Source organism: Pseudomonas viridiflava (assembly GCF_001642795.1).
Taxonomy (GTDB): Bacteria; Pseudomonadota; Gammaproteobacteria; order Pseudomonadales; family Pseudomonadaceae; genus Aquipseudomonas; species Aquipseudomonas viridiflava.
Genome location: NZ_LKEH01000048.1, coordinates 220,439 through 240,169 on the forward strand (window position 1 = coordinate 220,439; position 19,731 = coordinate 240,169).

The 19,731-nt window shown below is 59.1% G+C and carries 16 protein-coding genes; 5 read left to right on the plus strand and 11 right to left on the minus strand.

Annotated elements, in window-relative coordinates; all coding sequences use genetic code 11:
- Positions 1 to 52: 52 nt before the first annotated feature.
- The 10 genes from AO065_RS26050 to AO065_RS26095 all read right to left on the minus strand — a co-directional run bounded on the left by AO065_RS26050 (position 53) and on the right by AO065_RS26095 (position 12,817).
- Positions 53 to 1,615, minus strand: coding sequence for a SpoVR family protein (locus tag AO065_RS26050; protein WP_004885328.1), 1,563 nt, complete (start codon positions 1,613 to 1,615; stop codon positions 53 to 55).
- Entirely contained in the window at positions 1,612 to 2,883 is a 1,272-nt protein-coding gene (locus AO065_RS26055) for a YeaH/YhbH family protein (RefSeq protein ID WP_004885330.1), read from the minus strand. The genes AO065_RS26050 and AO065_RS26055 overlap by 4 nt, the downstream gene beginning before the upstream one ends.
- A 136-nt stretch (positions 2,884 to 3,019) precedes the next feature.
- Positions 3,020 to 4,942 carry a PrkA family serine protein kinase gene (locus tag AO065_RS26060; protein ID WP_004885332.1) on the minus strand — a complete coding sequence of 641 codons (1,923 nt, stop codon included), beginning with the start codon at positions 4,940 to 4,942 and terminating at the stop codon, positions 3,020 to 3,022.
- Between the two features lie 283 nt (positions 4,943 to 5,225).
- Positions 5,226 to 5,549, minus strand: coding sequence for a thiosulfate sulfurtransferase GlpE (gene glpE / locus AO065_RS26065; protein ID WP_004885333.1), 324 nt, complete (start codon positions 5,547 to 5,549; stop codon positions 5,226 to 5,228).
- Complete coding sequence (locus AO065_RS26070; RefSeq protein ID WP_004885334.1) at positions 5,546 to 6,448, minus strand: symmetrical bis(5'-nucleosyl)-tetraphosphatase; 903 nt, start codon at positions 6,446 to 6,448, stop codon at positions 5,546 to 5,548. Before AO065_RS26070 ends, glpE begins: the two co-directional genes overlap by 4 nt.
- A complete protein-coding gene (gene apaG / locus AO065_RS26075) occupies positions 6,448 to 6,828 on the minus strand; it encodes a Co2+/Mg2+ efflux protein ApaG (protein WP_004885335.1) in 381 nt (126 codons plus the stop codon). The genes AO065_RS26070 and apaG overlap by 1 nt, the downstream gene beginning before the upstream one ends.
- Positions 6,829 to 6,944: 116 nt before the next feature.
- On the minus strand, positions 6,945 to 7,751 hold the full coding sequence (gene rsmA / locus AO065_RS26080) for a 16S rRNA (adenine(1518)-N(6)/adenine(1519)-N(6))-dimethyltransferase RsmA (protein ID WP_004885336.1): 807 nt from the start codon (positions 7,749 to 7,751) through the stop codon (positions 6,945 to 6,947).
- The gene (gene pdxA / locus AO065_RS26085) at positions 7,748 to 8,737 is read right to left on the minus strand and encodes a 4-hydroxythreonine-4-phosphate dehydrogenase PdxA (RefSeq protein ID WP_004885337.1); all 990 of its coding nucleotides are present in this window, start codon (positions 8,735 to 8,737) and stop codon (positions 7,748 to 7,750) included. Before pdxA ends, rsmA begins: the two co-directional genes overlap by 4 nt.
- The gene (locus tag AO065_RS26090; protein ID WP_004885338.1) at positions 8,734 to 10,056 is read right to left on the minus strand and encodes a peptidylprolyl isomerase; all 1,323 of its coding nucleotides are present in this window, start codon (positions 10,054 to 10,056) and stop codon (positions 8,734 to 8,736) included. The genes pdxA and AO065_RS26090 overlap by 4 nt, the downstream gene beginning before the upstream one ends.
- A complete protein-coding gene (locus AO065_RS26095; RefSeq protein ID WP_004885340.1) occupies positions 10,037 to 12,817 on the minus strand; it encodes an LPS-assembly protein LptD in 2,781 nt (926 codons plus the stop codon). The genes AO065_RS26090 and AO065_RS26095 overlap by 20 nt, the downstream gene beginning before the upstream one ends.
- 129 nt (positions 12,818 to 12,946) lie before the next feature.
- Between AO065_RS26095 and AO065_RS26100 the strand changes: the two genes are divergently transcribed.
- From AO065_RS26100 to AO065_RS26110, 3 genes are read left to right on the plus strand one after another with little or no spacing between them, the layout of a single operon-like run.
- A complete protein-coding gene (locus AO065_RS26100; protein ID WP_004885342.1) occupies positions 12,947 to 13,972 on the plus strand; it encodes an aminoglycoside phosphotransferase family protein in 1,026 nt (341 codons plus the stop codon).
- 41 nt (positions 13,973 to 14,013) lie between these two features.
- Positions 14,014 to 14,688 carry an N-acetylmuramate alpha-1-phosphate uridylyltransferase MurU gene (gene murU / locus AO065_RS26105; protein ID WP_004885344.1) on the plus strand — a complete coding sequence of 225 codons (675 nt, stop codon included), beginning with the start codon at positions 14,014 to 14,016 and terminating at the stop codon, positions 14,686 to 14,688.
- The gene (locus AO065_RS26110; protein ID WP_004885346.1) at positions 14,685 to 15,452 is read left to right on the plus strand and encodes a TerB family tellurite resistance protein; all 768 of its coding nucleotides are present in this window, start codon (positions 14,685 to 14,687) and stop codon (positions 15,450 to 15,452) included. The genes murU and AO065_RS26110 overlap by 4 nt, the downstream gene beginning before the upstream one ends.
- A 327-nt stretch (positions 15,453 to 15,779) precedes the next feature.
- Here AO065_RS26110 and AO065_RS26115 read toward each other — a convergent pair whose 3' ends face one another.
- The gene (locus tag AO065_RS26115; protein ID WP_004885348.1) at positions 15,780 to 16,730 is read right to left on the minus strand and encodes an alpha/beta hydrolase family protein; all 951 of its coding nucleotides are present in this window, start codon (positions 16,728 to 16,730) and stop codon (positions 15,780 to 15,782) included.
- A gap of 154 nt (positions 16,731 to 16,884) precedes the next feature.
- On the opposite strand from AO065_RS26115, the gene AO065_RS26120 reads away from it, so the two are divergent.
- Positions 16,885 to 18,846, plus strand: coding sequence for a sensor histidine kinase (locus AO065_RS26120; RefSeq protein WP_412778562.1), 1,962 nt, complete (start codon positions 16,885 to 16,887; stop codon positions 18,844 to 18,846).
- The gene (locus tag AO065_RS26125; protein ID WP_004885362.1) at positions 18,843 to 19,472 is read left to right on the plus strand and encodes a response regulator; all 630 of its coding nucleotides are present in this window, start codon (positions 18,843 to 18,845) and stop codon (positions 19,470 to 19,472) included. Before AO065_RS26120 ends, AO065_RS26125 begins: the two co-directional genes overlap by 4 nt.
- Positions 19,473 to 19,731 lie beyond the last annotated feature (259 nt).

The window sequence follows — 19,731 nt, forward strand, 5'->3', positions numbered from 1 at the left end:
TACGGAGGCTAAAACCGAACGATGACCGGTTTAAGCTTCACGTCTTCAGGATTTAGAGGTGTACAACCGCCAAATCGAGCCGGGGATATTCACTGTCGGCGTGCTCGCCTCTCGGTGGTACGTGGTGGGTTTTCACGATCTGATCGCCTTGCAGGGTTTCCAGATGGATGTCGAAACCCCAGAGACGATGCAAGTGCTTGAGCACTTCATCGGTGGAGTCGCCCAGCGGTTTGCGGTTGTGCTGCTGATGACGCAGGGTCAGGGAGCGATCCCCACGCCGGTCGATGCTGTAGATCTGGATGTTGGGCTCGCGGTTACCCAGGTTGTACTGCGCGGCCAGTATTTCGCGAATGGTGCGGTAGCCGTTCTCGTCATGGATGGCCGGGACCAGCAAATCGTCTTTCAGGTCGTCGTCCATGATGCTGAACAGCTTGAGGTCGCGTATGACCTTGGGCGACAGGTACTGAAGGATGAAGCTCTCGTCCTTGAAGCTGCTCATCGCGAACTTGATCGCGGTCAGCCAGTCAGTGCCGGCAATCTCCGGAAACCACTGACGGTCTTCTTCGGTCGGGTGCTCGCACATCCGGCGGATGTCCTGATACATCGCAAAGCCCAGCGTGTAAGGGTTGATGCCGCTGTAGTAGGGGCTGTCGAAGCCGGGTTGATAAATGACGCTGGTATGCGACTGCAGAAACTCCATCATGAAGCCATCGGTAACCAGACCCTCGTCATAGAGGTCGTTCATCAATGTGTAGTGCCAGAACGTGGCCCAGCCTTCGTTCATCACCTGTGTTTGTCGCTGGGGATAGAAGTACTGCGCAATCTTGCGCACGATGCGCACCACTTCACGCTGCCAGGGCTCCAGCAGCGGCGCGTGTTTCTCGATGAAGTAGAGAATGTTTTCCTGAGGCTCGGCAGGGAAGCGCGCGTTGTCTTCCTTGCCGCCTTCCTTCGCGCTTTTCGGGATGGTGCGCCACAGGTCATTGATCTGGCGCTGCAGGTGCTCTTCCCGATCCTTCTGCCGACGCCGCTCCTCTTCCGCCGAAATCGGATACGGACGCTTGTAGCGGTCCACGCCGTAGTTCATCAATGCATGGCAGGAGTCGAGCAGGTCTTCCACCGCGTCGATGCCATGGCGTTCCTCGCACTGCATGATGTACTGCTTGGCGAACACCAGGTAATCGATGATCGAGCTGGCATCGGTCCAGGTGCGGAACAGGTAGTTACCCTTGAAGAAGCTGTTGTGCCCGTAACAGGCGTGCGCCACCACCAAGGCCTGCATGCAGATGGTATTTTCTTCCATCAGGTAAGCGATGCACGGGTCGGAGTTAATGACGATTTCATATGCCAGACCCATCTGGCCGCGCGTATAGGATTTTTCAGTGCTGAGGAAGTGTTTGCCGTAGGACCAGTGGTGGTAGCCCAACGGCATGCCGACCGAGGCATAGGCGTCCATCATCTGCTCGGCGGTGATCACTTCGATCTGGTTGGGATAAGTGTCCAGCGCATAACGATCGGCGATACGGCTGATTTCGCGGTCGTAGGTCTGGATCAGTTCGAACGTCCACTCTGACCCCGTGGAAATGGGTTGGCGTTTCTGCTCTCTGGCGGTCATGACACTAACCTTCGCTGGAAGAGTTCGCGGAATACCGGATAGATATCACCGGCAGAGACAAGCTGCTGCTGGGCGAACGTGTCGGCATATTCCTCTCCGATGCGCTCATATTCATACCAAAGTGCCTGATGTTCGCGTGGCGTGATCTCCACATAGGTGTAGTACTGCACGAACGGCATGATCTGCTTGGTCAGGATGTCGCGGCAAATCGGCGAGTCGTCGTTCCAGTTGTCACCGTCGGAAGCCTGGGCCGCGTAAATATTCCATTCACTGCTCGGATAACGCTCGGCCATGATCTCCTGCATCAGTTTCAAGGCGCTGGAGACGATGGTGCCGCCGGTTTCCCGAGAATAGAAAAACTCTTCCTCGTCCACTTCGCGGGCACTGGTGTGGTGGCGAATGAACACGACTTCGATCTTGTCGTAGTTACGCTTGAGGAACAGATACAGCAGGATGAAAAAGCGTTTGGCGATGTCCTTGGTCGCTTGCGTCATGGAGCCAGAGACGTCCATCAGGCAGAACATCACGGCCTTGGAGCTGGGGTTGGGCTGCTTGACCAGCAGGTTGTATTTGAGGTCGAAGGTGTCCAGATACGGCACACGACGAATGCGCGCCTTCAGGCGTTCGATCTCCACCTCAAGCGCTTGAATGTCTCCGAAATTGTCGGGTTCTTCGCGCTTCATGCGCTCAAGTTCGCTGTTGGCTTCCTTGAGTTTTGCCCGGCTGCTGCCGGACAGGGCGATGCGCCGTGCGTGGGCGGAGCGCAGCGTACGGATGATGTTGATGCGTGAAGGATTGCCTTCATTGCTGATCCCTGCACGCACGGTCTTGAAGGTGTCCGTGCCGGTCAGGTTGCGTTTGACCAGGTTGGGCAACTCCAGGTCCTCGAACATGAATTCGAGAAATTCTTCCTGGGTGATCTGGAACACGAACTCATCCATGCCCTCGCCGGAATTGCTCGCCTTGCCAGGCCCTTTGCCGCCACCACCGCCCTGCGGCCGGGCGATGTGCTCGCCGGTGGTGAATTCCTTGTTACCAGGGTGAACGACGGTCTGTTTGCCGCCACGTCCGTGGTGCAACACAGGTTCGTCGATGTCTCGGCCGGGGATGCTGATCTGCTCGCCGTGCTCCATGTCGGTAATGGAGCGGCGGCTGACAGCTTCTTCCACGGCCTTCTTGATGTGGTCACGATAACGCCGCAGAAACCGTTGCCGGTTTACCGTGCTCTTGTTCTTGCCGTTGAGACGTCGGTCAATCACATAGCTCATAGGCCCTCCGGGCAGCTTCAAGTTGCAAGCTTCAAGCCGTGAGGCTGAAGCTTAAAAGCAAGCGCTGGCACAAAAACAGCACCTCAGACGAACCTACGCCCGCCTGAGGCTTACAGCCTGCCGCTTGCCGCTGCCATTACTGCGACTTGCGTACGCGCAGATACCATTCGGAGAGTAGACGTACCTGTTTATCGGTGTAGCCCCGTTCAACCATTCGAGTGACAAAGTCGTTGTGCTTCTGCTGGTCTTCCTTGCTGGCCTTGGCATTGAAGCTGATGACCGGCAGCAGATCCTCGGTGTTGGAAAACATTTTCTTCTCGATCACGACACGCAGCTTTTCGTAGCTGAGCCAGGTCGGGTTCTTGCCGTTGTTGTTGGCGCGGGCGCGCAGCACGAAGTTGACGATCTCGTTGCGGAAATCTTTCGGGTTGCTGATACCGGCCGGTTTCTCGATCTTTTCCAGTTCCTCGTTCAGTGCTACGCGGTTGAGAATCTCGCCGGTTTCCGGATCGCGGTACTCCTGATCCTGAATCCAGAAGTCCGCATAAAGCACGTAGCGGTCGAAAATGTTCTGCCCGTACTCGCTGTAGGATTCCAGGTAAGCGGTCTGAATCTCCTTGCCGATGAACTCGATGTAGCGCGGTGCCAGGTATTCCTTGATGAAGCGCAGATAACGCTCGCGCGTCTCGGCGGGGAATTGCTCCTGTTCGATCTGCTGTTCCAGCACGTACAGCAGGTGCACCGGGTTGGCCGCGATTTCATGCGGGTCGAAGTTGAACACCTTGGACAGAATCTTGAATGCGAAACGGGTCGACAGACCGTTCATGCCTTCGTCGACGCCTGCGCTGTCGCGGTACTCCTGAATCGACTTGGCTTTCGGATCGGTGTCCTTGAGGTTCTCGCCGTCGTACACCCGCATCTTGGAGTAGATGTTGGAGTTGTCCGGCTCCTTGAGGCGCGACAGGGTGGTGAACTGCGCCAGCATCTTCAGCGTGTCCGGTGCGCAATGCGCCTTGGACAGAGAGCTGTTGAACAGCAGCTTGTCGTAGATCTTGATCTCGTCGCTGACCCGCAGGCAGTAAGGCACCTTCACAATGTAGATACGGTCGATGAAGGCTTCGTTGTTCTTGTTGTTGCGGAAGCTGTGCCATTCCGATTCGTTGGAGTGCGCCAGCAGAATGCCGGTAAACGGAATCGCGCCCAGCCCTTCGGTACTGTTGTAGTTGCCTTCCTGAGTAGCAGTCAGCAACGGGTGCAGGACCTTGATCGGCGCCTTGAACATCTCGACGAATTCCATCAGGCCCTGGTTGGCCCGGCAGAGTGCGCCCGAATAGCTGTAGGCGTCGGCGTCGTTCTGCGGAAACTCTTCCAGCTTGCGGATATCGACCTTACCGACCAGCGCCGAGATGTCCTGGTTGTTCTCGTCACCCGGTTCGGTCTTGGCCACAGCGATCTGGTTGAGAACAGATGGATAGAGTTTCACGACCTTGAACTGACTGATGTCGCCCCCGAACTCAGCCAGACGCTTGGTCGCCCAGGGCGACATGATGGTGCTCAGATAGCGCCGCGGGATGCCGAAGTCTTCTTCGAGAATGGCACCGTCTTCATTGGCATTGAACAGGCCCAATGGCGACTCGAATACCGGCGAGCCCTTGATGGCGTAGAAGGGGACTTTTTCGATCAGTTGTTTGAGTTTTTCAGCCAGAGACGATTTACCACCGCCAACCGGGCCGAGCAGATAGAGGATCTGCTTCTTTTCTTCCAGGCCTTGGGCGGCATGGCGGAAATACGAGACGATCTGGTCGATGCATTCTTCCATCCCGTGGAAGTCTGCAAACGCCGGATAACGACGTATCACCTTGTTGGAGAAAATTCGCGACAGCCGCGAGTTGGCGGAGGTGTCCACCAGCTCAGGTTCGCCTATGGCCAACAGCAGACGTTCTGCCGCCGAAGCGTATGCGCTGCGATCCTGTTTGCAGAGCTCAAGATACTCCTGCAGCGAGAGCTCTTCCTGACGTGTGGTTTCAAAGCGTTGTTGGAAGTGGCTAAAAATACTCATGACGTCACCTCGCTCGATACGTTGAGCCGGCGGCGGATCGTCAGTCGATGCTGGCAGCAGCTGAGTATCCAGATGCCGTTTACCCCCCAGAACACCATAAAAGTAACTACCGATGACCCACGCGCCGGTGTACCGGCTCTCCCCTGATTACGGATGGCCTAGGCTAAGGATAGTTCGGATTCGGAAAGATAAAGAAGGGATGAGCGAGAAGACGGGCTGACCGTTCGTCAGTTGGGGCGCGAGCCCGCGTAGAACGCGGGATCGACTGTCATAAAAATATTTTTCAGTTGCCTTGTACGGTTTCGGCAGGAAAAGTCGAGCGCCACAGCTCGAAGCCGCCGTCCACGCTGTACACGTCCGAGAATCCCTGACCCACGAGATAGGCCGCTGCGCTCTGGCTGGAGTTGCCGTGATAGCAGATGACCACAAGGGGTTTGTCCAGATCGGCTTTGGCGATGAAGTCGGCGATCGAGTGGTTGTCCAGGTGCTGTGACTCGGGAATGTGGCTGCTCTCGAACGTCTGGGCGTCACGAACATCGACCACGACCGCGCCTTGCTCGCGCAGTGCCTGAGCCTGTTCGGGGGGGATGCGTTTGAAATCGGTCATTGCGTGGGCTCCTGAGCCTGTGGCGGCTGATGACGGCTGGCGTCTGCCGGTATTCGGGTGATGGTCGGTGTTGCTACATGGCCGACAGCATCGCAATTGCATTGATGACGTTCAAGGGTGTCGACATTGAGCAGCGTCATGGCACCGCCCCACACGCAGCCGCTGTCGAGCGCGAAGACGTCCGGCTCGTCACAGCGACCTTCAAGTGCCGCCCAGTGACCAAAGATGATCTTCACCGAGCGGGTCTTGCGGTTCTTGTGACTGAACCAGGGCGCATAGCCAGGTTTGGCCGTCTCGACGCCTTCCTTGCCCTTGAGGTCGAGCTTGCCATCGCTGGTGCAGAAACGCATCCGCGTGAAGTAGTTGGTGATGATCCGTAGCCGGGTGACGCCGTTCAGATCGTTGTCCCACTTGGCAGGCTCGTTGCCGTACATGCCGTCCAGAAACGGTTCGTACAGATTGTCGTCCTGCAGAGCCTGTTCGACTTCGGCTGCATGCTTGAGCGCTTTCTTCAGCGACCACTGCGGTGCGATTCCGGCGTGGACCATCGCGACGTTGCGCGATTCGTCGTAGTGCATCAGTTTCTGCTGGCGTATCCAGCCCAGCAGTTGGTCGCGATCCGGCGCCTCAAGGATTTCACGCAGCGTGTCGCCTTTTTTCAGGCGCTCGATGCTGCGTGCGGCGGCCAGCAGGTGCAGGTCATGATTGCCCAGCACGCAGACCAACGATTGACGGATGCCGTACAGGAACCGGAGTGTCTCCAGCGACTGGGGGCCGCGGTTGACCAGATCGCCCACCAGCCACAACTGATCCTTTTCAGGGTCGAACTGCACATCGTCAAGCAGGCACTTCAGCGGATCCAGGCAACCTTGCAGGTCGCCGACGGCGTACACCGCCATCAGTGAAGGGCACCCGGAACGGCAAGGCGGAACGGGGCGATGACGGCGTCGAAGCGTTTACCGTCTTCGGCCAGCATCTGATACGAGCCCTGCATGTTGCCGACCTTGGTCGTCATCACAGTGCCGCTGCTGTACGTGTGGCTCTGACCAGCCTTGATCAGCGGTTGCTGGCCCACCACGCCTTCGCCACGGACTTCTTCGACGTGACCGTCGCCATCCGTGATGACCCAGTGCCGGGACAACAGCTTGGCAGGCAGCTCGCCATTGTTCTGGACCGTGATGGTGTAGGCGAACGCGAAGCGATTCTGCTCGGGTTGGGACTGTTCTGCGAGGAAGCGCGTGACGACGCTGACGTCGACCTGATAACGGGAATCGGACATTCAGTAGGCCTTGAAATCCATAGCGAAAAAAACGGAGTGCTCAACAGCAGCATCAGTCTAGGACAAGTAAACGGAAAATGACCAATGGCCGTCTGCCGTTTACCTGTTACCAATGCTTACTCCGCGAGGGCTTTCTCGCCCAGCTTGTCGGCCAGACGAACGAAAGCGGCCAGGTCCAATTGTTCCGGACGCAGACTGCCATCTACGCCAGCAGCGGTGATGTCATCACTGCTCAACAGCAGTTTCAGGGTGTTGCGCAGGGTCTTGCGACGCTGGTTGAAGGCTTCGCGTACGACGCGCTCCAGCAGGCGGTGATCCTTGGCCGGGTGGGGCAGGGTTTCGTGAGGCACGAGGCGCACAATGGCCGAATCCACTTTGGGCGGCGGGTTGAACGCACCAGGCCCGACGTTGAACAGGTGCTCTACGCGACAGTGATACTGAACCATGATCGACAGGCGACCCCAGTCACCGCCACCAGGGCCGGCTGCAAGGCGCTCGACCACTTCCTTCTGCAACATGAAGTGCATGTCGCGGATCAGACTGGCGTTCTGCAAAAGGTGGAAGATCAGCGGCGTCGAGATGTTGTACGGCAGGTTGCCGACGACTCTCAGACTGCGAGGCTCGGCACCCAGGCTGTTGAAGTCGAACTTCAGCGCATCACCCTGATGCAGGTTGAAGTTCGGCTTGCCGGCGAACTGGCTGTTGAGGATCGGTATCAGGTCCTTGTCCAGTTCCACGACATCCAGGTGGGCACCGCTGTTGAGCAGGCCTTCCGTCAATGCGCCCTGGCCCGGACCGATTTCCAGCAGGCGGTCTTCGGGTTTGGCACGAATCGCGCGCAGGATCTTGTCTATAACGCCTGCGTCGTGCAGGAAGTTCTGCCCGAAACGCTTGCGCGCCCGGTGTTGGTATAGCTCGGTCATGAATGGGTCTCGGCCATCTGGTAGGCGGTTTGCAGTGCGACGTGCAGGCTGCCGGTGTCGATCTTGCCACTGCCCGCCAGGTCCAGCGCGGTGCCGTGGTCGACGGACGTACGGATGATCGGCAGGCCCAGTGTCACATTGACGGCTGCGCCGAAGCCTTTGTACTTGAGTACGGGCAGGCCCTGATCGTGGTACATCGCCAGCACCGCATCGCAGTGCTCCAGATATTTGGGGGTAAACAGAGTGTCGGCAGGCAGCGGACCACGCAGGTCCAGGCCGTCGCTGCGCAGGCGCTCCAGAGTCGGTTCGATGATGTCGATTTCCTCGCGCCCCAGATGCCCGCTCTCGCCGGCATGGGGATTGAGACCGCACACCAGGATGCGTGGGTGAGGGATACCGAACTTGTTCACCAGATCGGCATGCAGGATGCGCGTGACGCGTTCCAGCCGGTCCGGGGTAATGGCATCGGCCACATCGCGCAATGGCAGGTGAGTGGTGACCAGTGCGACTCGCAAGTCGCCAGTGGCCAGCATCATCACCACCTGTTCGGTGTGGGTCAGTTCAGCGAGGAATTCGGTGTGTCCGGAGAAGGCGAAGCCGCCTTCGTTGATCACGCCCTTGTGCACCGGGGCGGTGATCATGCCGCTGAACAGGCCGTCGAGGCAGCCTTGTCCGGCGCGTGTCAGGGTTTGCAGCACGAACCCGGCGTTGGCCGTGTTCAGCTCACCCGTGACCACCGACGCCGCCAGCGGAGTATCCCAGACATACAGGCTGCCCGCAGGAGCGGGCGAGTCGGGGAGGGCATCTGGCATCACGTCGAGCAGGTTGACGGCCACGCCCAGTTGCGCGGCCCGCTCGATGAGCAGGTCGCGGCTGGTAATGGCGATCAGGGGGTGTGGCTGAGGCTGCGTGGCGAGCAGCAGGCAAAGGTCAGGACCTATGCCGGCCGGCTCGCCGGGTGTCAGGGCGAAGCGCTTTGGTTTCACTGAGCAGCCTGGACTGCGCCAGGAAGCTTGATTTCAACGTAGGCTTCGTCACGGATCTGACGCAGCCAGGTTTGCAGCTCTTCGTCGTACTTGCGGTTACGCAGTACGTTCAACGCTTGCTGATCACGAGCCTGACTGGTGGCGTCCGTGGCGCGACGGCCCAGGACTTCCAGAACGTGCCAGCCATAAGCAGTCTTGAACGGTTTGGAGACCACGCCCTGAGGCGTCTCGGTCATCACCTCGCGGAACTCTGGAACCAGCGAGTTGGGATCGACCCAGTTCAGGTCACCACCGTTGAGCGCCGAACCCGGATCTTCCGAGAAGCTCTTCGCCAGTTCGCCGAAATCTTCGCCGTTTTCGATGCGGTCATAGATCTTGGCAGCCAGACGCTTGGTTTCTTCTTCGCTGCGGATTTCGCTTGGCTTGATCAGGATGTGGCGCACATGCACTTCATCGCGCATTTGAGCCTGACCCTGTCCACCGCGCTTTTCCAGCAGCTTGAGGATGATGAAGCCGCCCGGTGTGCGCGCCGGAGGCGTCACGTCACCAATTGGCATCGAGCTGAGCATGTCGCCGAACGGAGGTGGCAACTGGGCTGCCTTGCGCCAGCCCATGTCGCCGCCTTCCAGCGCGCTTTCGCTCGACGATTTGGCAATCGCCATCTGTGCGAAGTCGGCGCCTTTCTTCAACTGGTCGTAAACGTCCTTGGCCCTGCGCGCTGCCGCCTGAATGGCATCGGACGATGCACTGTCAGGCGTGGCGATCATGATGTTGGCCAGGTGAAACTCTTCGGACAGCTGAGCCTTGCCCAGATCGGAAGCCAGGAAGTTCTTCACTTCCTGCTCGGAGACCTGGATACGCTCTGCTACACGACGCTGGCGCACACGGCTGATGATCATCTCGCGACGAACCTGCTCGCGTGCATCGTTGTATGACAGACCGTCATGGGCCAGTGCTGCACGGAACTGGTCAACGCTCATGTTGTTGCGCTGAGCGATGGTGCCGATGGCCTGGTTCAGTTCTTCGTCAGTGACGCGAATGCCGGAACGCTCGCCGATCTGCAGTTGCAGGTTTTCCAGAATCAGACGATCCAGAACCTGCTGTTGCAGCGCTTCGGCGGGCGGTACGCCCGACCCGCGCTTGGCAATGGTTTGCTGAACTTCACGAACACGCTGGTCCATCTGGCTTTTCATGATCACGTCGTTGTCGACGATGGCCACGACACTGTCCAGAGGCTGAACCGCTGCATGCACAGCACCGCTCAGGAGTAACGCGCCCAGCATCAGCGGGCGCAGACAATCAGAAAGCTTGGTCTTCACGTTCACGATAACCTTGGATGCCTTTGTCGAGGAAGCTCTCTACTTTGGCGCCGGTCACGCCGCCGAGTCCCTTCAACACGATTTGTAGGAATATGCCGCGGTCGCCTTTTTCGTTCTGAGGCGCTTCCTGGCTGAACTCGTCGTAATCAATCCAGTAACGGTTGATCAGGCGCAGCTTCCAGCAGCAGTTGTCGTATTCGAAACCACCAAAGGCTTCGATGGTACGGTCGCGGTTGTAGTCATACTGCCAGCGGCTGATGAGGTTCCACTGCGGGATGATCGGCCAGATGACCGAAAAGTCATGCTGCTGGATCTTGTAGTAGTCCTTCACGTAGCCCGGGGTGCCCGGTGTGCCATAGTCGCCACCGCCCACTGTCCAGCGACCGGTAGTCTGGTCGAAACGGACCTGGTCGTTACGATAGCGATAGCCAGCGTTGATGACCTTGTTCGGGTTGTCTTCAGGCTGGTAATGGAACATCGCGCTACCGGAACGGGTGCTCTTGCTGTCAGGGTCCCAGTTGAGGTCGGATGTAAAGCGCCAGTCGCGGTTGTAGTTGTATTCGTATTCCAGAGCATAAGGCGAAACACTGGCCTTGGCATCGTCGCGGTCTGCGAACGTTACGCCTGGCAGTTGTACCTTGCGATCTCTGAAATACACTGCCTGGCCTACGCTCAGGCGTTGACGCTCGAAACCGTTTTCTTCGATCCAGCGGTTGGTTACACCAAGCGACAGCTTGTTCTCGTCACCAATACGGTCAGCACCGGTAAAGCGGTTGTCACGAAACAGCGAGGCATAGTTGAAGGTGCTTTCGCTTGTATCGAAAACCGGGATGTCGGTCTGATCCTTCTCAGGCACATAGAGATAGAACAGGCGTGGCTCGAGTGTCTGGCGATAGTCCTTGCCGAACCACTGCGTGTTTCGATCGAAGTACAGGCCGCTATCGACACTGAAGACCGGCACGCTGCGGCTCTGACTACTGCTGTACTGCTCATCAGCCAAAAGCGTGTTTTTGCCTTGGCTGTCCAGATCCAGGTCGTATTGGGTGTAGACGTACTTGAGCTTTGGCGTCAGGAACCCATAGGTCCAGTTCATCGGCAGGCTCATGGACGGTGCCAGATTCAGACGGTCGCCGTTGGCACGGGCAAGGCCTGCGACGTTTCTGTCCAGACGAGGAGACGAATTGCCGTCTTCGTCTATAAAGCTACCGTCACGCAAGTCACGCTCGAAACGAACCGCTTCGGTCTGATAATCAAATTTCAGACCACCCGGGTTGTAGGGCAGGGTGCCGTTGAAGGTGATCTGCGGCAGTCGGTCATAGGGTGTAATGTTTGCGACTGTTGCCAGCTTGTAAGCCTGGGCATTGAACATCGCGGTGTAGTTGTCGCCACGGTAGGTCAGGGAACCCTGCTGATTGATAAAATCAGTTCTTTCTACGCCAATCTGATCCGTTTCCAGATCCTGGAAGTAGTACGGGTCACTGATGTCGGTGTAATCCACCTTGGTCAGCCAGCGCGAGTCCAGCCCGCCCTTGTGCTGCCAGTTGATCATCCAGCGCGTCTTGTCGTAATCCGACTGCAGCTTGCGATCATCGTTTTCGTCATTCAGGTAGCCACCACCGAACTGGCCTTCGCTGCTCTTGGTCAGGTAGCGGAACTCGCCTTCCATCAAGAGGCCGCGTTTGGCCATGTAGCGTGGGTACAACGTGGCGTCGTAGTTCGGTGCCAGGTTGAAGTAGTACGGCGTAACCAGCGTGAAGCCGGAGTCGTTACTGGTAGAGAAGCTCGGCGGCAGGAAACCGGACTGGCGACGGTCGTCGATCGGGAAGTAGATGTACGGCGTGTAGAGTACCGGTACGTCCTTGACCCGCAGCGTCACGTTGGTCGCGGTGCCGAAACCGGTGGCCGGGTTCAGCGTGATGTTGTTGCCTTTGAGCGTCCAGGCGTTGCTGTTCGGCTCGCACGTGGTGTACGTGCCGTCCTTGAGACGAATGATCGCGTTCTCGGCACGCTTGGCGTACAGAGCGTTACCGCGAATGTTCGACTTGTGCAGGACGTACTCGGCGTTGTCGACACGGGCTTCGCCGGTGTCGAGCTGCAGTTCGGCCTTGTCGCCGACGATCAGTGCGCCGTTGTCACGCAGACGCACGTCACCGTTCAGCTCGCCACGGTTCTCGGCCTGATGCAGGGCGGCTTCCTGAGCCTGAACCTGCATGCTGCCTTGACGCAACACGACGTCACCAGCGAGGGTCGCAACCTGTGCTTCCTGCTCGTAACGCGAGGCTTTTGCACCGACGAACATCGGTGCATCGCTCATCTTCGTCTTGTCGTCCATGCCCGGGCGAATCGGCTCTACGTAGGCACCCGAGCAATACGGACCGGTTTCGGCCAGTTGTGCTGCGGTGAGCTTTTCACGAGGAACCCAATCGAGGTGACTGTAGTCAGCACTACGCGACCTCAGGCCTTTGCCCTTGGCTTCGGTCACCAGTTGCGTGGTCGCAACCGGTTCGCCGGCGGAAGTGCTTTCCGAGGTCACAGTACCGTTGGAGCTGACCGACGTCGTGCTGTGCACGGGGCGCGGAGGCAGATCAACGGCAGCGGTGCCGGATTTAGGCGCACAATTCCAGGCACCCGAAGCAGAGACTGAGCAGTCATACTGTTCCGCGGCAACCACGAATTGAGTGGCCAGAGGTTGCATCGCCAGCAGACTGCCGGTTACGAGCAACGGAAATTTTTTACGAAACGCGGGGGATTTCAATGCCATCTTATTAGTCCGGGCTTCCTGCGCGCCATCTGCCCGCGGGGGGGCCGCACGCCTCTCGATGGGCTGAAAAAGATTCCGGATAATAAAGCATGACCCGCTTGACGGCTAGCGCCGTCGGAGACCCTTGTAATGCCAGATCAAGATATACGCCTGCAATCCCTGAAAGTTTGGCTGGATAAGCAGTTGCCAGCGCTGTTCGCCGCGCAGAATTGGGGCGCCGTACCCCCGGCCACGTTGACTGCGGCCAGCAGCGACGCGAGTTTTCGTCGTTATTTCCGTTGGGAGGGCGAAGGGCGAACTTTTATTGTGATGGACGCGCCGCCACCCCAGGAAAACTGCAAACCGTTTGTTGATATCGCTCATTTACTGGAAAAGTCCGGCATAAATGTTCCGAAAATTTATGCCGAAGACCTCGCGCAGGGCTTTTTACTGCTCAATGACCTGGGTCGCCAGACGTATCTCGACGTGATCGATGCCGATAACGCGCACGTGTTATTTGCCGACGCGATCGAGTCGTTGCTGGCTTATCAACAGTTGCCGATGGATGCGCCGTTGCCCAGCTATGACGTGGCCTTGCTGCGCCGTGAACTGGAGCTGTTTCCCGAGTGGTACGTGAAGCGTCATCTGGGTATCGACATGGACGAGGCGCAGCGGGCTGACTGGCAGCAGGCCAGCGACCTGTTGATCGAAAGTGCGCTGATACAGCCCAAGGTGCTGGTGCATCGCGACTATATGCCCCGTAACCTGATGATCAGCGAACCCAATCCGGGCGTGCTGGATTTTCAGGATGCCGTGTATGGCCCGGTCACTTACGACATCACCTGCCTGTTCAAGGATGCGTTCCTGAGCTGGCCTCAGGAGCGTGTGAGCGACTGGTTGAAAATCTACTGGGACAAGGCGCGGGCGCTGGGCATTCCGGTCCATGAAGACTTCGCTGCGTTCGAGCGGGCCAGCGACCTGATGGGGGTACAGCGTCACCTGAAAGTCATCGGGATCTTCGCGCGTATCTGTCACCGCGATGGCAAGCCTCGTTATCTGGGCGACGTTCCACGCTTTTTCGCCTATATAGAAGCCGTTCTTTCGCGACGTCCGGAACTGGCGCAACTGGGTCAGTTGCTGACCAGCCTGCAGCAGCCCGTCGAGACAGCCGTCTGACTCATTTTGAAAAAGGTACCGATTGTGTTGAAGAGGACTGCATGAAAGCGATGATTCTCGCTGCCGGGAAAGGCGAGCGCATGCGCCCGTTGACCCTGCACACGCCAAAACCTCTGGTGCGCGCAGGTGGTGTGCCTTTGATCGAATATCACCTCAATGCTTTGCGTGAGGCCGGGTTTCACGATCTGGTCATCAACCATGCGTGGCTGGGTCAGCAGATCGAAGACTGGCTTGGCGACGGCCAGCGCTTCGGCCTGAACATCCGTTACTCCCCTGAAGGCGAGCCGTTGGAAACAGGTGGCGGCATCTTCCGCGCCCTCCCTTTGCTGGGCGACGAGCCGTTTGTGGTGGTCAATGGCGACATCTGGACAGACTGCGACTTCGCCTCGCTGCGTCGACCGTTGACGGGGCTTGCGCATCTGGTGTTGATCGACAACCCGGCGCATCACCCGACGGGGGATTTCTCGCTGGTTGACGGTCAGGTACTCGATGACGATTCGGCTGAGCATCGCCTCACCTACAGCGGTATCGCGATTCTGCATCCTCGACTGTTCGCCGGCTGCGAGGCGGGCGCGTTCAAGCTGGCGCCGTTGCTGCGTGATGCCATGCGTGAAGGGCAGGTAACCGGTGAGCATTTCAGCGGACGCTGGGTGGATGTCGGTACTCATGAACGGCTGGCTGAAGTGGAGCAGTTGCTGGCGGGACGTACTGAATGATCTGGCCGGGCACACTGGCAGGCGCTGGTATCGGGTACGCGATTGCCGACATACCCGGTGCGATGCTGGGCGCCTTGCTGGGGCAGGCGCTGGACCGTCGATTGAAACTGTACAGCTGGGCACATCTGCGTGAGCGGCTGGGTGGTCGCCCGGCTGTTCATGACGACGAGTTGCTGTTTGTGCTGCTGGGGCGCCTGGCCAAATGTGACGGGCGCGTGGTCGCCAGTCACATCCATCAGGCGCGGGTCGAGATGCAACGACTGAGCATGGACAAGGCGGGTCAGTTGCGTGCAATTAATGCGTTCAAGCGCGGCAAGGACGGATCCGATGGACTGCGCAGTTATCTGCGCGGTTTGCGTGATCAATCGGACAAGGCCGAAGGATTGTTACGTGCCTGTTGGCGAATGGCGTGGGCCGATGGCAAGGCGTCCCGGGCCGAGCGCGAGCTGATTGGTGTATGGGGCATGTGGCTGGGCTGGACCGAGCCGCAGATCGAAGCGCTGGCCACCGAAAATGATCCGATGAAGAGGCCGTCAATCGGCAGCACTGACGCCTATAAGGGTGCACTGCTGTTGCTGGGCGTAAAGGCCGACACCGATCCTGTGACCATCAAGCGTGCCTACCGGCGGCTGCTGAGTCGTCATCACCCGGACAAGATTGCAGGCTCGGGCGCCAGTTCGTTGCAGGTTCGTGTGGCGACCGAGAAAACCAGCGAACTGCACAACGCTTATCGACTCATCAAGGCGCGCCGCGGGTTTCAGTGATGATGCTCACCCCTATGAGTGGGAGGCGGCTTGCCGGCGATGCAGTCGACGCGGCTGGTCAGCATCGTTCATCGCCGACAAGCCGCCTCTTATCAAACAACCTGCAACCCACTGAAGAAACTGGATTTTGTGGGAGCGGACTTGTCCGCGAAGGGGTGGTGCAGACGATGAAGGTTCAGCGACTGAAATGCAGCATTCGCGGACAAGTCCCCACGACGTCCGGTGTGTGCTGCGCGACCGCGCTACGTCGGAGACGTGGTGGGGCCTCCCCCAATCTGGTGATTGCTACGGACAGCGTGTTTCAACACGCCAAGAGCATCACCCGGCCTATTTGGCCTCGACCCAGCCCCGAACCCGGCGGAACAGTTGTTCCTGTTCGGTCTCTGCATTGCCTGCAATATTGATCAGCCCGATTTGTGTGAAGCCCGGTCCCTTGGCGCGTTTGCTGGCCTGGAGGCGTTCGGTCGCTGCTTGCTGGGGCGGGTTCTTGTAGATGAAGTCGGCGGTGTTGACCTTCAGCGTGGGCACCATGTCCAGCAGTGACGGTGGCGTGTCGAGCGGTTCGCGTGCGGCCACCATCACCAGTTTCTGTACCAGAGGCGACGGGCGCTCGCTCATGTAGCGCGTCGCCCAATAAGCGCCGCTGCTGTGGCCGAGCAAGACGATGCTGTGCGCCTTGTTCTGCTGCGCAAAGGCAATCGCGCTATCAATGCGGGCAAAGACCCTTTCAGCCTGGGCCTTGTTGCGTTCTTCATCGGCCGCTGCCTTGGCCGTGTCGGCGCTGGCCTGGGCTTCTGCCTTGGCAGGCGCATCCTTTGGCGCTTCCTTGGGTTTTTCAGCGCTGGCGTCGCCGGTCGCGGCGTCAGTGTCACGCGGCATCAGCGCACTGTCCTGTGCGTCCGGCAAGGTCACGCTCAGGCTTGACCAGCCGACGTTGGGGAACTTGCGTCGCAGCGGGCCGACCACGTCTGGCCAGTCCGGCGATTCGCCTGCGCCAGGCAGAATGATGACGGCACCTTGCGGCTCGTCAGTGTTGGCCGGTTTCCAGAGCGCCAGAAAGCTTTCGTCGCCTGCCTGCAGTTGCTGCTGATCCTCTTTGGGCAGTTGACGCTCAAGCGCGATGGCATCTTCCTGCGCGCGGCTGGGCAGTGGTGCGCGCTCTTCGGGAGCGTCTTTGGCCGCGTCCTTTGGTGCATCGGCTGCCAGGGCAGGCAGGGCACAAGGGATGATCAATGACAGAAACAATGCAGGAAACATTGCGCGAATGGTGTGGGACATCGGATATTCCAAGCCAGAAACGATACCGGCAGCCTAATGGGTTGATCGGCTTTTGTCAGGCGTGAGCCTGGGCGCACTACCTCTATATGAGAACGACACGTTGCTAACTCGTCTTCGGCGCATCGGTTTTATCGGCTGCCTGGCTGTGCTCTTGATGGCGCAGGCGGCAAATGCACAGTTCGATGCATCTGAAGTCGCTGCGCGTGCCCAACTGAGTCCGGCGCAGCGCGACTGGCTGAAGCAGCATGGCCCGTTGCGCGTCGGCCTTGTCCTGCGTGCGCCCTATGCGCAGTTCGATCAACGCCTGCAGCAGTTGTCGGGGGCCAACGTCGAGTTCATGAATGCCCTGGCGGCCACGCTGCCGGTGGAATTGCTGTGGCGAAATTTTGCTGATCAGGCTGCGCTCGAGAAAGCGCTGGCCGAGGGCGAAGTGGACGTTGCGCCCGGCCTGACCCAGACGCCTGCGGGACTGAAGCTCTGGCTGTTTTCCGATCCCTATCTGCGTGTGTCCCAGTTGTTGATCGGCGAACGGGACGGCAGCACCGCCGTGGATCTGGACAAGCTCGACAGTCTCTCTCGAGTGGCGGTTCGCATGCCCAGCGCCACGGCCGATTACCTGCGCAGTAATTACCCGCACCTGAATCTGCAAGGCGTACCGCTGGAGCGTCAGGCCTTGCAGTTGTTGCTCAGCCAGCAGGCGCGCTATGCCGTGGCCGATGAAGCCCAGCTCAGTCGCCTGCTGCGCGAGCCCGAGTTTGCAGGTCTTGCGGTGGTGGGCGATATCGGCCTGCCGCTGTTGCTGAGGGTCGCATCGCGCCGGGATGCCCCGGAGCTTGCGGACATCATCGGTGAAGCGTTGCGTGCCATTCCGGCCAGAGAACTGGATCAACTGCACACCCGCTGGATGCCGCTGACACCTTCGCATTTCAGCGAATCACCGGGCCTCTGGCAGAACCTGTGCATCCTGCTGCTGGTGATGCTGCTGGCCTGTTTCGCCATCGTGATCTGGCAACGTCGTCAGCAGCAGGCGCTCGAGCAGGAGTTGCTCACGGCCCGCGATGACATCGCCCGCCGGGTGCAAGGCGAGGAATCGCTACGGTTGGCGCAGTTCTCCATCGACCAGAGCACCGTCGGCATTCTCTGGGTCAACTGGGACAGCCGCGTGCGCTACGCCAACCGGGCGGCAGAAACCATGCTTGGTTATGCGCCGGGTAAAGTCGTCGAAAGGCCCTTGATTGATTTCGATCCTAGCCTGCATATGGATCGCTGGCTCAACCTGTGGAAAAACGCTCGCTCGACCGAAGAGAGCCCACAACTGTTCGAAACCAATTGTGTGTGTGCCGACGGCAGGGTATTGCCAGTCGATGTGTCGCTGAGTTTTCTGCGCTTTCGCGAGGCGGAATATCTGGTGGTCTTCCTCAGCGACGTCAGCGAGCGACGTCGCGCCCATGATCAGTTGCGCGAACTGTCGGCTCACCTGGAAAGCGTGCGTGAAGAGGAGAAAGCCAGGATCGCCCGCGAGGTCCACGACGAATTGGGGCAGATGCTGACCGTACTCAAGCTGGAAACCTCGATGTGCGAACTGGCCTACGCCGATCTGGACCCAGGCCTGAGCGAACGGCTCGGCAGCATGAAAAAGCTGATTGCGCAGTTGTTCCAGTTGGTACGCGATGTGGCGACCGCGCTGAGACCGCCCATTCTCGATGCGGGTATTGCCTCGGCCATCGAGTGGCAGGCCCGGCGTTTCGAGGCGCGCACGCAGATCCCGTGTCTGGTGCAGGTTCCGGATAATCTGCCGTCGCTCAGCGATGCGAAGGCGACGGGGATGTTCAGGATTCTTCAGGAGGCGCTGACCAATGTGATGCGTCACGCGCAGGCACACACTGTGGAGATCAGTCTGACGCTCGAGCGAGACATGCTCTGCATGACTGTCGCCGACGACGGGCAGGGCTTTGTCATCGAGTCCGGCAGGTCGGCGTCGTTCGGCGTGGTCGGGATGCGCGAGCGGGTATTGATGCTGGGCGGTCGATTGGAACTGGACAGCGAGCTGGGTGAGGGCACAACCTTGCGCGCCTATATTCCGTTGGACCCCGCTGGACAGGAGCGAGCAAAGTGATCCGTGTACTGGTAGCCGAAGACCACACCATCGTGCGTGAGGGCATCAAGCAGTTGATCGGCCTGGCCAAGGACCTGCAGGTGGTGGGCGAGGCGAGCAATGGCGAGCAACTGCTGGAGACGCTGCGCCATGTGGCCTGCGAGGTGGTGCTGCTGGATATTTCCATGCCGGGTGTCAACGGACTTGAAGCGATCCCGAGAATTCGTGCCCTGAACAATCCTCCAGCCATTCTGGTGCTGTCGATGCATGACGAGGCGCAGATGGCGGCCCGCGCCTTGAAGGTCGGTGCCGCGGGTTACGCCACCAAGGACAGCGATCCGGCGCTGCTGCTGACGGCGATCCGTCGCGTGGCGGCCGGCGGGCGTTACATCGATCCCGAACTGGCCGACCGCATGGTGTTCGAGGTGGGCCTTACCGACAACCGTCCGTTGCACTCGCTGCTGTCAGAGCGCGAATTTTCGGTATTCGAACGACTGGCCCAGGGCGCGAACGTCAACGACATCGCCCAGCAACTGGCACTGAGCAGCAAGACCATCAGCACCCACAAAGCGCGCCTGATGCAGAAAATGAAGCTCAACTCGCTGGCTGACCTTGTGAAATATGCGATGGAGCACAAGCTGCTCTGAGTCTGAAAACGACATGTTCACGGCAGGGTCGATCGTTCCCGCGCTCCGCGTGGGAATGCAGCCCGTGACGCTCTGCGTCACAGCGACAGCCGGACGCGGAGCGTCCTGAGAGGCGTTACCACGCAGAGCATGGGAACGATCACTCGATGCACATACCCATCCCCGCCATCCTTGTAGGGCAATCCCTACCCCTGGCCTTCCAGTCTGCCTAGGCTAATCTCTCATTAGCCCCGATTTGCGGGGGCTTCGGGCTGTTCTA

What these genes read in the sequence shown, in the direction of transcription:
- AO065_RS26095 (WP_004885340.1), bottom strand. Translation starts at nt 12,817, where the DNA reads ATGGCATTGAAATCCCCCGCGTTTCGTAAAAAATTTCCGTTGCTCGTA.
- AO065_RS26110 (WP_004885346.1), top strand. Translation starts at nt 14,685, where the DNA reads ATGATCTGGCCGGGCACACTGGCAGGCGCTGGTATCGGGTACGCGATT.
- apaG (WP_004885335.1), bottom strand. Translation starts at nt 6,828, where the DNA reads ATGTCCGATTCCCGTTATCAGGTCGACGTCAGCGTCGTCACGCGCTTC.
- AO065_RS26050 (WP_004885328.1), bottom strand. Translation starts at nt 1,615, where the DNA reads ATGACCGCCAGAGAGCAGAAACGCCAACCCATTTCCACGGGGTCAGAG.
- AO065_RS26060 (WP_004885332.1), bottom strand. Translation starts at nt 4,942, where the DNA reads ATGAGTATTTTTAGCCACTTCCAACAACGCTTTGAAACCACACGTCAG.
- AO065_RS26115 (WP_004885348.1), bottom strand. Translation starts at nt 16,730, where the DNA reads ATGTCCCACACCATTCGCGCAATGTTTCCTGCATTGTTTCTGTCATTG.
- AO065_RS26100 (WP_004885342.1), top strand. Translation starts at nt 12,947, where the DNA reads ATGCCAGATCAAGATATACGCCTGCAATCCCTGAAAGTTTGGCTGGAT.
- glpE (WP_004885333.1), bottom strand. Translation starts at nt 5,549, where the DNA reads ATGACCGATTTCAAACGCATCCCCCCCGAACAGGCTCAGGCACTGCGC.
- murU (WP_004885344.1), top strand. Translation starts at nt 14,014, where the DNA reads ATGAAAGCGATGATTCTCGCTGCCGGGAAAGGCGAGCGCATGCGCCCG.
- AO065_RS26055 (WP_004885330.1), bottom strand. Translation starts at nt 2,883, where the DNA reads ATGAGCTATGTGATTGACCGACGTCTCAACGGCAAGAACAAGAGCACG.
- AO065_RS26070 (WP_004885334.1), bottom strand. Translation starts at nt 6,448, where the DNA reads ATGGCGGTGTACGCCGTCGGCGACCTGCAAGGTTGCCTGGATCCGCTG.
- rsmA (WP_004885336.1), bottom strand. Translation starts at nt 7,751, where the DNA reads ATGACCGAGCTATACCAACACCGGGCGCGCAAGCGTTTCGGGCAGAAC.
- AO065_RS26120 (WP_412778562.1), top strand. Translation starts at nt 16,885, where the DNA reads ATGGCGCAGGCGGCAAATGCACAGTTCGATGCATCTGAAGTCGCTGCG.